At 64.9% G+C, this 13,578-nt stretch carries 14 protein-coding genes; 12 read left to right on the top strand and 2 right to left on the bottom strand.

The window, feature by feature from the left end:
* Nucleotides 1-1,063, bottom strand: a 1,063-nt coding sequence (locus tag Q0O40_RS12580; protein WP_295530333.1) for a M42 family metallopeptidase, incomplete at its 3' end; no start/stop codon positions are given.
* A gap of 168 nt (nt 1,064-1,231) precedes the next feature.
* Between Q0O40_RS12580 and Q0O40_RS12575 the strand changes: the two genes are divergently transcribed.
* From Q0O40_RS12575 to Q0O40_RS12550, 6 genes are all read left to right on the top strand, one after another.
* Nucleotides 1,232-2,539 (top strand): type IIL restriction-modification enzyme MmeI, encoded by a 1,308-nt coding sequence (locus tag Q0O40_RS12575; protein ID WP_295530331.1) that lies wholly within the window; start codon nt 1,232-1,234, stop codon nt 2,537-2,539.
* Nucleotides 2,476-4,563: a DNA methyltransferase gene (locus Q0O40_RS12570; protein ID WP_295530328.1), complete on the top strand. Its 2,088-nt coding sequence runs from the start codon at nt 2,476-2,478 to the stop codon at nt 4,561-4,563. Before Q0O40_RS12575 ends, Q0O40_RS12570 begins: the two co-directional genes overlap by 64 nt.
* Before the next feature lie 662 nt (nt 4,564-5,225).
* Nucleotides 5,226-6,539 carry an adenylosuccinate lyase gene (purB, locus tag Q0O40_RS12565; RefSeq protein WP_295530325.1) on the top strand — a complete coding sequence of 438 codons (1,314 nt, stop codon included), beginning with the start codon at nt 5,226-5,228 and terminating at the stop codon, nt 6,537-6,539.
* Between the two features lie 70 nt (nt 6,540-6,609).
* Nucleotides 6,610-6,915, top strand: coding sequence for a DUF1049 domain-containing protein (locus tag Q0O40_RS12560; RefSeq protein WP_295530322.1), 306 nt, complete (start codon nt 6,610-6,612; stop codon nt 6,913-6,915).
* Nucleotides 6,912-7,598, top strand: coding sequence for an orotidine-5'-phosphate decarboxylase (pyrF, locus tag Q0O40_RS12555; protein WP_295530319.1), 687 nt, complete (start codon nt 6,912-6,914; stop codon nt 7,596-7,598). Before Q0O40_RS12560 ends, pyrF begins: the two co-directional genes overlap by 4 nt.
* Nucleotides 7,599-7,607: 9 nt before the next feature.
* The gene (locus tag Q0O40_RS12550) at nt 7,608-8,114 is read left to right on the top strand and encodes a GNAT family N-acetyltransferase (protein WP_295530316.1); all 507 of its coding nucleotides are present in this window, start codon (nt 7,608-7,610) and stop codon (nt 8,112-8,114) included.
* A 28-nt stretch (nt 8,115-8,142) separates the two neighbouring features.
* Here the strand turns inward: Q0O40_RS12550 and Q0O40_RS12545 are convergent, their stop codons facing one another.
* The gene (locus Q0O40_RS12545) at nt 8,143-8,766 is read right to left on the bottom strand and encodes a hypothetical protein (RefSeq protein ID WP_295530313.1); all 624 of its coding nucleotides are present in this window, start codon (nt 8,764-8,766) and stop codon (nt 8,143-8,145) included.
* Between the two features lie 199 nt (nt 8,767-8,965).
* Between Q0O40_RS12545 and Q0O40_RS12540 the strand changes: the two genes are divergently transcribed.
* The 6 genes from Q0O40_RS12540 to Q0O40_RS12515 all read left to right on the top strand — a co-directional run.
* Nucleotides 8,966-9,610, top strand: a complete 645-nt coding sequence (locus Q0O40_RS12540; RefSeq protein WP_295530311.1) for a phosphoribosylanthranilate isomerase — start codon at nt 8,966-8,968, stop codon at nt 9,608-9,610.
* Between the two features lie 76 nt (nt 9,611-9,686).
* The gene (gene trpB / locus Q0O40_RS12535; RefSeq protein WP_295530308.1) at nt 9,687-10,901 is read left to right on the top strand and encodes a tryptophan synthase subunit beta; all 1,215 of its coding nucleotides are present in this window, start codon (nt 9,687-9,689) and stop codon (nt 10,899-10,901) included.
* Between the two features lie 43 nt (nt 10,902-10,944).
* Nucleotides 10,945-11,136: a hypothetical protein gene (locus tag Q0O40_RS12530; RefSeq protein ID WP_295530305.1), complete on the top strand. Its 192-nt coding sequence runs from the start codon at nt 10,945-10,947 to the stop codon at nt 11,134-11,136.
* Nucleotides 11,133-11,924 carry a tryptophan synthase subunit alpha gene (trpA, locus tag Q0O40_RS12525; RefSeq protein ID WP_295530302.1) on the top strand — a complete coding sequence of 264 codons (792 nt, stop codon included), beginning with the start codon at nt 11,133-11,135 and terminating at the stop codon, nt 11,922-11,924. The genes Q0O40_RS12530 and trpA overlap by 4 nt, the downstream gene beginning before the upstream one ends.
* Nucleotides 11,921-12,769: an acetyl-CoA carboxylase, carboxyltransferase subunit beta gene (accD, locus tag Q0O40_RS12520; RefSeq protein WP_295530299.1), complete on the top strand. Its 849-nt coding sequence runs from the start codon at nt 11,921-11,923 to the stop codon at nt 12,767-12,769. The genes trpA and accD overlap by 4 nt, the downstream gene beginning before the upstream one ends.
* Before the next feature lie 132 nt (nt 12,770-12,901).
* The coding region (locus Q0O40_RS12515; RefSeq protein WP_367183747.1) for a folylpolyglutamate synthase/dihydrofolate synthase family protein at nt 12,902-13,578 on the top strand (677 nt) is incomplete at its 3' end.

The following is a 13,578-nucleotide window of genomic DNA, read 5'->3' as shown; positions in this document are numbered from 1 at the left end:
TGATCAGCGCCACCACCAGATCGACCGTCTGATCGAAATCGCGCCGGTTGATGATCCCGGTGTGCACATGGGTATAGCGCGCCGGGACCACCAGATTGACCGTCGGCGCACCGCCGCCCACGGTTTGCATCTCGGCGGAATCATCGCCGTATCCCTGCACCAGATCGAGCTGGAGCGGCAGCTTAGCGGCGCTCGCGGTCTCCTTCACCAGCGCCACCAGCTTCCGGTTCGGCAGCGCGCTGCTGTCATAGAGGAACAGCCCAGGCCCGCCGCCCAGCTTCACCTGGCTTTCCTCCACCCTCGCGCCGCCCGAATCGCCGGTCACCCCGCCTTCGATGGCGATGCCGATATCGGGCTTGATGATCGCGGTGGAGGCACGCGCGCCGCGCAGGCCGATTTCCTCCTGCACGGTGGCGGTGAAAAACACCTGGTTGGGATGGCCGCTCGCCTTCAGCCGCTCCATCGCCAGCAGCAGCACGGCGCAGCCCACGCGGTCGTCCCACGCCTTGCCCGCATAATTGCCGGTGCCGTTCAAATCGAGGAACGGGCTGTCGGGCACCACCGGATCGCCGGGCGCGAGGCCCAGCGCGGCCACCCCCGCGGCATCCTTCGCCCCCACATCGAGGAACACCGCATCACGCTTGATCAGCACGCCGCGCTCGTCGGCTGGCGAGAGGTGAATATCGCGGATCGAGGTGACCGCATGCACCGGGCCTTTGCTGCCCAGAATGATCCATCGCTGCCCGGCAATCGCCTGATCCAGCCAGCCGCCCAGCATCTGCATGGTGAGGAACCCATCGGGCGTCGCGCGGCGCACCACCCCGCCCAGCTCGTCCATATGCGCATCCAGCATGATCCGCGGCCCGCTGCTGCCCTGCCGCGCGATCACCGAGCCGAGTCCGTCATAGCGCAGCTCATCGGCCAGCGGCTTCATCCGCTCCACCATGATCTTGCGCACTGGCTCCTCGAACCCCGGCGGCCCCGCCGCATCGACCAGATCGCGCAGCAGACCGGCCGTGCGGTCCTGCGCTGCCGCCGAAGAGGCAAAGGATGCGGTGATCAACAGAACGAGGGAAAATCGCTTCATCATCAGCCTATCGTGCCAGCTTGTGGCCTCAAATCAACTGATAATCCTGAATATGGATGGCCCATGCCGCGCGAAACCCAGTCCGCCCTTGGCCTGCTCCTGCGCCTGCGCTAGTCCTCCCGCCATGGGGAGCTTTGGCATCGGATGGAAGTAGCCGCGTTCATCGCCAAGTGGCTGGGGGTCAAAGGCGGGGCTGAACGCGCCAACTATGCCCAGTTCATCAATGATCTGTGTGGCGCGCTCGATCTGCCGGTGCCAGAGCCTGCCGAGAGCGGCGTGCTCGGCAGCTATCAGTTCGAAGGCCCTGTCCCCGGCGGCGGCGCAGGCGGCAATACCGGCGCGATCGATCTCTACAAGCGCGGCTGCTTCATCCTCGAAGCCAAGCAATCCCGGCTGCCCGAGGCAAACCGCAGCCAGGCCCAGCTGTTCGATATCGCCGAAACCGCCCCCGCCTCGCCCTCCGGCGCGCGGTACGACAAGTTCATGCGCGATGCCTTGGCACAGGCCAAACGCTATGCGGTAAACCTGCCCGGCAATCACCCGTGGCCGCCATTCCTGATCGTCTGCGATGTTGGCCGCTCGTTCGAACTCTATTTCGATTGGTCGGGCAGCGGGCGCGGCTATGGTCACTTTCCCGATCAGCATTCCTACCGGTTCGAGCTGCACCGCTTTGCCGAAGCCGAAGTGCAGGCGCTGTTCCGCGCGGTCTGGACCAAGCCCGACAGCATCGATCCGCGCGCCCGCTCTGCCGATGTGTCGCGCAGCGTCGCCCGCCGATTGGCCGATGTCTCCAAATGGCTGGAAGAAACGCAGCGCATCCGCACCACGCAGGCCAGCGACAGCGAGCGCAGCCTTGCGATCGAAGAAACCGCGCTCTTCCTCATGCGCATCGTGTTCTGCATGTTTGCCGAAGATGTGGGGCTGCTTCCGCCCAAAAGCTTCACCGCGTTCCTTGAAAAAGCGGTGGAGAACGAAGCCGCCTTCCAGCCCGAACTGCGCCAGCTGTGGAGCGTGATGGGGCGCGCGGGCGGCGAGCGCTATGCCTCGGCCATTGGCGGCGATGTGCGCTATTTCAATGGCGGGCTGTTCGCCACTGCCCAAACCTACAATCTCTCGAATTCAGATCGCGGGGAATTGCTCGAAGCGGCCAAGGCCGATTGGACCAAGGTCGAACCCGCCATCTTCGGCACGCTGCTCGAACAGGCGCTCACGTCCAGCGAGCGCGCCAAGCTCGGCGCGCATTACACCCCGCGCCCATATGTCGAGCGGCTGGTGCAGGCCACGATCATGGATGTTTCGATACCGAGTGGGACGCCATTCTCCACCCCGCCGATCAAGCGCCCATCGCTCTGGCGGCGTGCCAAGCCTTTCACCGCCGCATCGCCGCCTTGCGCATTCTCGATCCCGCCTGCGGCACCGGCAATTTCCTCTATGTCGCCATGGAAAACCTGATGCGGCTGGAAGGCGATGTGATCGAAGTGATCCGCCAGCTTGGCGGCACCGCCAGCCCTGAGGTCGGCCCGCAGCAGTTCCTCGGGCTGGAGCTGAACCCCCGCGCCGCCGTGATTGCCGAACTCGTGCTGTGGATCGGCTGGCTGCGCTGGCGGATGCAGAACGATCCAGAAGCCGCGCCCGATCCGGTGCTCAAGCAGTTCGGCAACATCAATTTCGGCGGTCATGCCGGATATGATGCCGTGCTGCGCCACAAGCCGACCGGCGAGGCGGACACCGACCACCCGATGATCCCCGCTTGGCCCGAGGCGGATTTCATCGTCGGCAACCCGCCGTTTATTGGCGGGCAGGACTTGCGCGAGGAATTGGGCAATGATTATGCCGAGGCGCTGTGGAAGGCCAATCCGCGCGTTCCCAAAAGCGCCGATTTCGTGATGCACTGGTGGGACCGCGCCGCGCATACCTTAGTGGCAGACCGCAGCCCGCTCATCCGCTTCGGCTTCGTCACCACCAACAGCATCACCCAAACCTTCAGCCGCCGCGTCATCGAACACTACCTCGCCAAATCCCCCTCCCCTTCAGGGGAGGAACAACCTGCAAAATCCCCCTCCCCATATGGGGAGGGGTTAGGGGAGGGGTCTCCGCCCTCTCCAGAAAGCCCACAACCCCCGCCCCCAACCCCTCCCCAAGGGGGAGGGGAGCCTGCCGAGCACGAAGGCACCCTCTCCCTCATCCTCGCCATCCCCGATCACCCATGGATCAAGCCGCCTAAGGCGGAGCCTCGGGTCAAGGGCGCTGCTCGCAAGGCGGGAAAGAAGAAACCAGACGGCACGGCGGCTGTGCGCATCGCGATGACGGTCGCAGCGCGCGGAGCGCATTTTGGCCGGTTCGTCACTACCAGTCGCGAAGCCAAGCTCGACACGGATAAACCCGAGGTTGACTATCACCTGCCGGTGCTTGGCAGGATAAATGCAGACCTTACGACTGGCACCGATGTGACAAAGGCCGTCAGGCTGCTGGCCTCTACAGGCATCTGCCACGATGGGGTAAAGCTTCATGGCAAGGGCTTCTCGATTACGCGTAAGGAGGCCGAATACCTTGGCCTTGGCAGGCGAGAGGGCCTTGAAACATTCATCCGGCCCTATCGCAATGGCAAGGATATCAACGGGCGCAATCCGCAGGAGGTAAAGGACAAGTTCGTCATCGATTTGTTCGGACAGGATGGAAAGTTCGTCCGGCAACGCTTTCCAGAAGTAGCCGAACATCTGTTGCGGACTGTGAAGATTGCCCGTGAAGAGCAGGTGGCTAAATCGGGCACCGCAGATGCGCGCGCGTATCTTGAAAGTTGGTGGCTTATGGGAAAGCCCCGGCCCGAAATGCGTCCCGCTCTGGCAGGATTGCCACGATATGTCGGTACTGTGGACACGGCCAAGCATCGCCTGTTCCAGTTTCTCCCCGCAGAGATACTTTGTGACGATGGCGTGGTCGTCATTGCCGATGATAGCGCTTTTACACTTGGGGTAGTGTCTTCAGATATTCACTATCAATGGACAGCAGCAAATTGCGGATTGATGGGCGTCGCCACTTTTGAGCAAGGCCATCGGTACTTTAAAACCCAGACATTCGACCCTTTCCCCTTCCCCGATGCCACCCCGGCCCAGCGCGCCGTGATCGCCGATCTGGCCGAAGAACTGGACAAAACCCGCAAGGAAGCGCTCGCCGAAGTGCCGGGGCTGACGATGACCGAAATCTATAACTTGCGCGATCGCCAGCGCGCCGGGGCGCTCAAAGACCTGCTCGAAATCGAGCGCGCGGCCAAGGCGCGCGCCGGGATCGTGAACCGCCTGCACGAACAACTCGATGCCGCCGTCGCCGCCGCTTATGGCTGGCCCGCCGATCTGCCCCCCGCCGAAGTCGTCACCCGCCTCGTCGCGCTCAACGCAGCCCGCGCCGCCGAGGAAGCGGCTGGCACCATCCGCTGGCTCCGCCCCGAATACCAGAAGCCCCGCTTCGGCGGAGCCTGAGGCGAACCGCCTTCCCGGCAAGCGCCGATCACCCCACCCCGCCTCCTCCGACCGGGGAAAGGGCAGGACGAATGGAGGTTTCGTCACCCTGAACTCGTTTCAGGGTCCATCCCTCAGCCTGCACCGGAGCCTGCAGGATTGGCATTTCACGGCAGCCAAACGTCCGTTCCGGCGCGCACAGCTCGTGCGGCACGATGGACCCTGAACCAAGTTCAGGGTGACGGAAAAGGAGAATGAGGCCCCCCTCCCCACAACAAACCATTTTCCTACACATCCCGATCCGGGTTACGCCAAACCCATGCTGCGATTTCCCGCAAACCTCCCGCAAACCCGCCAAAAAGCCCGAACAACCGCCCGGAAGAGTAAGCCGAAACCTCACCTCCTTCGTCACCCTGAACTCGTTTCAGGGTCCATCCGTCAGCCCGCACCGAAGCCTGACGGATTGGGCTCACGCTGCAGCCAAAGCCCCTCTCCTGCACACACCGCGCGGGCGGCTCGATGGACCCTGAAACGAGTTCAGGGTGACGAGGAAAGGACAGACAGGCCCCTCCGTTTACGCTCTCAGGACTGTGTCAACTGTGTCAACTTAGCCCCCTCCCTCTTGCCAATCCGACCCCCTCCCCCTAGCGGCTCTCGGGCATTGTTGCCGCCGGAGTTACGCCATGGTCCCCCGTTATGCCCGCCCCGCCATGACCGCGATCTGGGAGCCGCAGGCGCGCTATCGCATCTGGTTCGAGATCGAGGCGCATGCCACGCAGAAGCTGGCCGAGCTGGGCGTCGTGCCGATGAACGCCGCTACCGCGCTGTGGGACTGGTGGGCAGGCGAGCCGGTGATCGATGTCGCGGCGATCGATGCGATCGAGGCGGTGACCAAGCATGATGTGATCGCGTTTCTCGATTGGGTGGCGCAGCAGGTCGGGCCGCAGGCACGCTTCATGCATCAGGGCATGACCAGTTCGGACGTGCTCGACACCACGCTCTCGGTCCAGCTGGCGCAGGCGGCGGACCTGTTGCTCGCTGATCTCGATGCGCTCTTGGCGGCGTTGAAGGGCCGCGCGCTGGAGCACAAGTACACGCCGACCATCGGCCGCAGCCACGGCATTCATGCCGAGCCGACCACCTTCGGGGTCAAGCTCGCCTCGGCCTATGCCGAGTTCACCCGCTGCCGCGCCCGGCTGGTGATGGCGCGGGCCGAGATCGCCACCTGCGCCATTTCGGGCGCGGTGGGCACATTTGCCAATATCGATCCGGCGGTGGAGAACTATGTCGCGGCCAAAATGGGGCTGGCGGTCGAGCCAGTTTCGACCCAGGTCATCCCGCGGGACCGCCATGCGATGTTCTTCGCGGTGCTCGGCGTGATCGCCAGCAGCATCGAACGCCTCGCCACCGAAGTGCGCCACTTGCAGCGCACCGAAGTGCTGGAGGCGGAGGAATACTTTTCGCCGGGGCAGAAGGGCTCGTCCGCCATGCCGCACAAGCGCAACCCGGTGCTGACCGAGAACCTCACCGGCCTTGCCCGGATGGTCCGCGCCGCCGTCATCCCGGCGCTGGAAAACGTGGCGCTTTGGCACGAGCGCGATATCTCGCACTCCTCGGTCGAGCGCTATATCGGCCCGGACGCCACGATCACGCTCGATTTCGCGCTGGGCCGCCTCACCGGGGTGATCGAAAAGCTGCTGGTGTACCCGGAGCGGATGCAGCGCAATCTGGATCGGATGGGCGGCCTGGTCCATTCGCAGCGGGTGTTGCTGGCGCTGACCCAAGCGGGCCTGACCCGCGACGATAGCTACCGGCTGGTGCAACGCTCGGCGATGAAAGTATGGGAAAGCGACGGCGCGCTGAGCCTGCTCGATCTGCTCAAAGCCGATAGCGAAGTGAGCGCCGCTCTCTCGCCAGCGCAACTGGAGGAGCTGTTCAACCTCGACTACCATTTCAAGGCCGTCGACACGATTTTTGCGCGGGTCTTCGGCGGCTGACCGGCAAGGACTCGCCATTTGCGCCGATCTGCCCTAGCATCAGCCCCTTAAGAGCAGGAGGCCACGCGATATGAAGCTGCTGCGCTCGATATTCTGGTTGCTGGTGGTCGCCGTGCTCGCCGCGTTCAGCGTGGGCAACTGGCGGCCGGTGGAGGTTCATATCTGGGACGGGCTGGTGGTCGATGCCAAGCTGCCCGCGCTGGTGATCGGGGCCTATCTGCTCGGCATGCTGCCCACCTGGCTGATCTACCGCGCCACCCGCTGGCGAATGAGCCGCCGCATCGCCACGCTCGAAGCCGCGCTGGCCGCGCCCACCGCCGCGCTGTCCTCCAGCCAGCTCGATGCCGCCGCCCACAAAACCCACGAGGCCCAGTGACCAATCCGATCTATCTTGCGCTCGATCTGCCCCGCCTCGATGCCGCCATCGCGCTGGCCACAAAGCTTCGCGGCCATATCGGCGGGCTGAAACTCGGCCTCGAATTCTTCTGCGCCCACGGCCACCACGGGGTGCACGAAATCGCCAAGATCGGGCTGCCGATCTTCCTCGATCTGAAGCTCCACGATATCCCCAACACCGTCGCCGCCGCGATGCAGGCGATCCACGTGCTCGAACCGGCGATCGTGACCGTTCACGGCGCGGGCGGGCGGGCAATGCTCGAGGATGCCAAGGCGGCGGCAGGCGAGCATTGCAAGGTGGTTGCGGTCACCGTGCTGACCAGCCTTGATAACGACGATCTGACGGCGGTCGGCGTGCCGGGCGGAGCTATGGACCAGGTGCTGCGTCTCGCCGATCTGGCGCAGGAAGCGGGGCTCGACGGTGTGGTTTGCTCGGGCCACGAAGTGGGGCTGGTGCACAAGCGCTGGCGAAGCGGGTACTTCGTGGTGCCGGGTCTGCGCCTGCCCGCCGGCCACAGCCAGTCTGCGCCGGGCGATCAAAAACGGATGGTGACCCCGCGCGAGGCGCGCGATCTGGGTGCCAGCGTGCTCGTCATCGGCCGCCCGATCACCCGCGCCGCCGATCCCGTCGCTGCCGCCCGGGCCATCGAAGCCACGCTCTGAGATTGCAATATGTCGCCGGAATTTCGCCTTGCCCGCCCCGCCGACGCGCCCCCGCTGCGCGGGCTGATTGAGCGGGCCTATCGCGGCGATAGCGCCCGGCAGGGCTGGACCAACGAGGCCGACCTGCTCGATGACGAGCGCACCTCGGACCCCGAAGTCGCAGGCTTGATCGTGGCGGCCGACAAGCGCGTGCTGGTCGCGGAGCAAGCCGGCGCGCTGATCGGCACGGTGACGGCCACCGATCTGGGCGGCGGGCGCGCCTATCTCGGAATGCTCTGTGTCGAGCCGACGTTGCAGGCCGCCGGGCTGGGCCGCGACCTGATCGCCCGCATCGAGCAGATTGCCGCGCGCGATTTCGGCGCGGCGATGATGGAAATGACCGTGATCGAATTGCGGCCCGAGCTGATCCGCTACTACGAGCGGCGCGGCTACCGCGACACGGGCGAGCGGCGGCCTTTTCCGGTGCCCTATCCGGTCGATTTTGCGATGGTCGTGCTGGAGCGGGCGATCGGCTGAGGGCAGCGCAAACGGTGCCCGCCAAGAATCACAGAGCGGACGGCTCATCTTGCGAGTTGATGCTCTGCTCCGGCTCGGCGCGCTCGGGCAGCAGGTCGCGCTCACGCTCCCGCTCGCTTGCTTCGGCTTCGCGGACTACCTTGCGCATGTCTGCATCCATCCCGTTCGCAGGATCGGCCGCACTGGCATAGCTGCCGCCAACCCCGTCACCCGGCCATCGCGCCGCGGTCACGCCGTTCGCCAGCTTCGGGTTGAATTTTCGGCCAGTCAGGGTCGCATCGACCATTTCGATGACCCGGTTGCGAATAAGATTGTGCGTCATACCGGCCGCCGCCCCGCTGCTGGGCGATCCGCCATCGCAATCGACAAGCACATGGGTCCGCCCGTCATCGATCTTTTCAAGGCCGATCCTGCAGGCATAGACGGCATGGGGACCGCGCGCCGTCCACGTCACTTCATCGGCTGAATTGCCGCTGACAGTGGTCTCCAGCCGGAAAAACACGCCGTCACCCGCAGGCGGGATATTGACCGCATTCAAACGGCTATAGGCCTCGCGCAGGCCAATCGGATAATCATCAGGGCTGCTGCAGGCCGCAAGCAAGAGCGCAGCAGCGATCAGCGCCGCGCGCCCTGCAAAGCGAACTTTCCCCATCTTGAATGGCCCCCCGATCCATTTGGTCGCACCCTGAATAACCAGACCCGCATAACGCCCGGCGGTTAAAATTGCTCGAACGGCGACAGCAATTCGCCAGCCGCCACGAACATCCGACCCTGCAAACCCGGCGCCGGTTGCGCCGGCATTTGACGCCGATGTTTGACGGAGACTTTCCGTCCGCCTATCCGCCGCAGCCATGCATGCGCCCGAAATCAAGATCTGCGGCCTGACCGATCCCGCCGCGCTCGATGCCGCCATCGCCGCGCGCGCCGAGTATGTCGGCTTCGTGTTCTTCCCGCCCTCGCCGCGCCATCTCAAGCTAGCTGATGCGGCGGCGCTGGGTGCGCGGGCGGCGGGGCGCACCAAACGGGTGGGCCTGTTCGTCGATGCCAGCGATGCCGCGATCGGCGAAGCGGTGCTGGCGGCAGGGCTCGATGCGATCCAGCTTCATGGCAGCGAAGACCCGGCGCGCGCCGCCACGTTGCGCGCCGCGTTCGAGGTGCCGGTGTGGAAAGCGTTGGCGGTCTCATCACGCGACGATGTGAGCCGCGCGGACAGCTATACGGGCGCGGCCGATCTGGTTCTGTTCGATGCCAAGCCGCCCAAGGGCAGCACCATTCCGGGCGGGCTGGGGCTGGCGTTTGACTGGAGCCTCGTCACCGGCTTTCGCGGCGCGATTGCGTGGGGCCTCGCCGGCGGCCTCGGCCCGGACAACGTGGCCGAGGCAGTGCGGGTGAGCGGCGCGCCGCTGGTAGATGTGTCATCGGGCGTGGAGAGCGCGCCTGGGATCAAGGATGCGGGCATGATCGCTGCGTTCTGCAAGGCCGCGCGCGGCGCTTGAAGCGCAGCATCATCGGGCACACAATCTGGGGGCACACAATCTGGACAATTGCGCGGCCCTCTGCCAATCGCAGGGGATGACTATCAAGACCCCGAACAGCTTCCGCAACCAGCCTAATGAAAGCGGCCATTTCGGCCAGTTCGGCGGGCGCTATGTCGCCGAAACGCTGATGCCGCTGATCCTCGATCTTGAGGCGGAATACCGCAAGGCCAAGACCGATCCGTCGTTTCAAGCCGAATTCGACGATCTGCTCGAACATTACGTCGGGCGCCCCAGCCCGCTCTACTTCGCGCCGCGCCTGACCGAGGAGCTTGGGGGCGCGCAAATCTGGCTCAAACGCGACGAACTCAACCATACCGGCGCGCACAAGATCAACAATTGTGTCGGCCAGATCCTGCTTGCCATCCGCATGGGCAAAACACGGATCATCGCCGAGACCGGTGCGGGCCAGCACGGCGTCGCCACCGCCACGGTCTGCGCGCGCTTCGGCCTGCCTTGCGTGATCTTCATGGGCGCAACCGACGTGGCGCGCCAAGCCCCCAACGTGTTCCGCATGAAGCTCTTGGGCGCCGAAGTGGTTCCAGTCACCGCTGGTGCCGCGACGCTGAAAGATGCGATGAACGAGGCGCTGCGCGATTGGGTGGCGAACGTGCACGACACGTTCTACATCATCGGCACGGCTGCCGGCCCGCATCCCTATCCCGAGCTGGTGCGCGATTTTCAAAGCGTGATCGGCCGCGAGGCGCGCGCGCAATTGCTCAGCCGCACCGGCCGCCTGCCCGATCTGCTGGTCGCCTCGATCGGTGGGGGCAGCAATTCGATCGGCCTGTTCCATCCGTTCCTTGATGATCCCACGGTCAAGATGCTGGGCGTCGAGGCGGCCGGCCACGGGCTCGACAAGCTGCACGCCGCCAGCCTGGCGGGTGGCCGCCCGGGCATCCTCCACGGCAACAAGACTTATCTGCTGCAGGACGAGGATGGCCAGATTCTGGAAGGCCATTCGATCTCGGCGGGCCTCGATTATCCCGGCATCGGGCCGGAACACGCCTGGCTCAAGGAAAATGGCCGGGTGGATTATACCTCTGTGACGGATACCGAAGCGCTCGCCGGTTTCCAGCTGCTCTGCCGCACCGAAGGCATCATCCCCGCGCTGGAACCCGCGCACGCCATCGCCGCGCTGCAAAAAGTCGCACCGACCATGGACAAGGACGCGATCATCATCGCAAACCTCTGCGGGCGCGGCGACAAGGACATCTTCGCGGTGGCGGAGCATTTGGGGGTGAGCCTGTGAGCCCCCCTCTCCCAACCCTCTCCCCTGAAGGGGAGAGGGCTTAATGGGACGGCGCGACAGGTTGCTTCTGGCCGGCGTCATCTCGACGATGCTGGCTTGGGGGAGCTGGAGCGCCATGGACCAACCCGGAATGGTGCCGTGGTCCACGACTGAAAACATTCTCAACGCCGCCGGTTATGCGTTTTGCGCGCTGGCCTTGTTTTTCTTATTTGCCGGGATGAGACTTCCCAAATGACACGCCTTCAATCCGCCTTCGCCAAGGGCCACCCTGCCCTCGTCTGCTTCGTCACTGCCGGTGACGGTCCTACCCCCGCGATCCTCGATGCGCTCGTCGAAGGCGGCGCGGATGTGATCGAGCTGGGCATGCCGTTCACCGATCCGATGGCCGATGGCCCGGCGATTCAGAAGGCCAATTTGCGCGCGCTGGCGGCGGGGATCACGACTTCCACGATCTTCAAGCTCGCCGCCGAGTTCCGCGTGCGGCATCCCGAGGTGCCGCTGGTGCTGATGGGCTATGCCAATCCGATGATCACGCGCGGACCGCAGTGGTTTGCCGATCAGTGCGCAGATGCGGGCGTGGACGGGGTGATCTGCGTCGATATTCCGCCTGAGGAAGATGGCGAGCTTGGGCCCTATTTGCGCGAAAAGGGCATTTCGCTGATCCGGCTGGCAACGCCGACTACCGATGTCGCGCGGCTGCCCGCCGTGCTCGATGGCTCGTCGGGCTTTCTTTATTACGTCTCGGTCGCGGGGATCACCGGCAAGCAATCCGCCGCCCTCGCCTCGATCGAAGAGGCCGTGACGCGGATCAAGCAGACCGCGCAGATCCCGGTCGCGGTCGGCTTTGGCGTGCGCACCCCCGAACAAGCTGGCCCCATCGCGCGCGTCGCCGACGGCGTAGTGGTCGGTTCGGCGTTTATCGACCTGATTGCGCAGCACGGCGACGATGCCGCCGGGCCAGTGCGCGAACTTGCCACAGCACTTGCTGGGGCCGTCCATTCCGCACGAAAGGAACTCGCATGAGCTGGCTCACCCGCGTCCGAAATTCGCTGACCTTCACGACCAAGCGCGATACCCCGGACAACCTCTGGATCAAGTGCCCCGGGTGCAAGGAAATGCTGTTCATCAAGGAATACGAGGACAACCTCTCGGTCTGTCCGCGCTGCGAACATCATGGCCGGATCGGCACCGATGAGCGGATGGAGCAGCTGCTCGATCCGGGTTTCGAGCTGCTCGAAGCGCCCAAGGTGAAAGAGGACCCGCTCAAGTTTCGCGACAGCAAGCGCTATGTTGATCGGCTGAAAGCGGCCAAGCTGGCCAATCCGCATGCCGACGCGCTGACCGCCGCTTTCGGGCAGATCAATGGCCAGAAGGCCGTGCTCGGTGTGCAGGATTTCGGCTTCATGGGCGGATCGATGGGCATGGCGGTAGGCGATGCCTTCATCGCCGCCTGCGCCCGCGCAATCGAGGAAACCTGCCCATTCGTGATGGTGACGGCGGCGGGCGGCGCGCGCATGCAGGAGGGCATTTTGAGCCTGATGCAGATGCCGCGCACCACCGTGGCGATCAGCCGCCTGCATGCGGCGGGGCTGCCTTACATCGTCGTGCTGACCGATCCGACCACCGGCGGCGTGACCGCCAGCTATGCTATGCTGGGTGACGTGCAGATTGCCGAGCCGGGCGCGCTGATCGGCTTTGCCGGGCAGCGCGTGATCCAGGACACGATCCGCGAAAAACTGCCCCCCGGCTTCCAGCGCGCCGAGTATCTTTATGAGCACGGCATGGTCGATATGGTAGTGCCGCGCCACGGGCTAAAGGCCACGCTGGCGCAGGTGATCAGCTATCTGATGGCGGCCAAGGCGGCATAGCCCCTCCACCACCGCCCGTGGCGGCGGTCCCCCTCCCCTAGCAAGCTCGGGGAGGATCCAGGGAAGAGCGAGTTCCTTCCCGAGCTTGCTCGGGGAAGTGGCAGCCCGCAGGGATGACGGAGGGGTACTCAGTTGCGTGACTTCGCCATTTCCGACCATCCCGGCGTGCAGGCGCAGCTTGACCGGCTGGGCGCGCTCACCTTGCCGCAAGGCCGCTATGGGCTTGAGACAGTGCGTGAACTGCTTGAGCGGTTGGGCAATCCGCAGGATGCCCTGCCCCCGGTGCTGCATATCGCGGGGACCAACGGCAAGGGCTCAACCTGCGCATATTTGCGCGCGATGCTGGAGGCGCAGGGGCTCATCGTGCACGCAGCGACCAAGCCGCATCTGGTGCGCTACAACGAGCGTATCCGCATTGCGGGCAAGCTGATCGAGGATGATTTTCTTGCCGCGCTGCTGGAGGAAGCGCTGGATGCGGGCGCTGGCCTCGATCCGAGCTTTTTCGAGGTGACGACGGTCGCGACCTTCCTCGCCTTTCACCTCGTTCCCGCCGATGTCTGCGTGATCGAGACCGGGCTGGGCGGGCGGCTCGATGCGACCAATGTGCTGACCGCGCCTGCGGTGTGCGGGATTGCTACGCTGGGTATCGACCACGAGGCGTTCCTGCTGGCCCCCGAAGCGGGCACGCCCGAGGAACCGCTGGCGCGGATCGCGTTTGAGAAGGCGAGCATTGCCAAGCCGGGCGTGCCGTTGGTGACGCAAAGCTATGCCGCCTCGCCGCTGGCCAGCGTGCTGGCGACGGCGGGCAG

Origin of the sequence: Novosphingobium sp. Chol11 (assembly GCF_945870625.1) — a bacterium.
Classification (GTDB): domain Bacteria; phylum Pseudomonadota; class Alphaproteobacteria; order Sphingomonadales; family Sphingomonadaceae; genus Novosphingobium.
The sequence above is the reverse complement of the archived record's forward strand: the minus strand, read 5'-3'. Positions and strand labels throughout refer to the sequence as shown.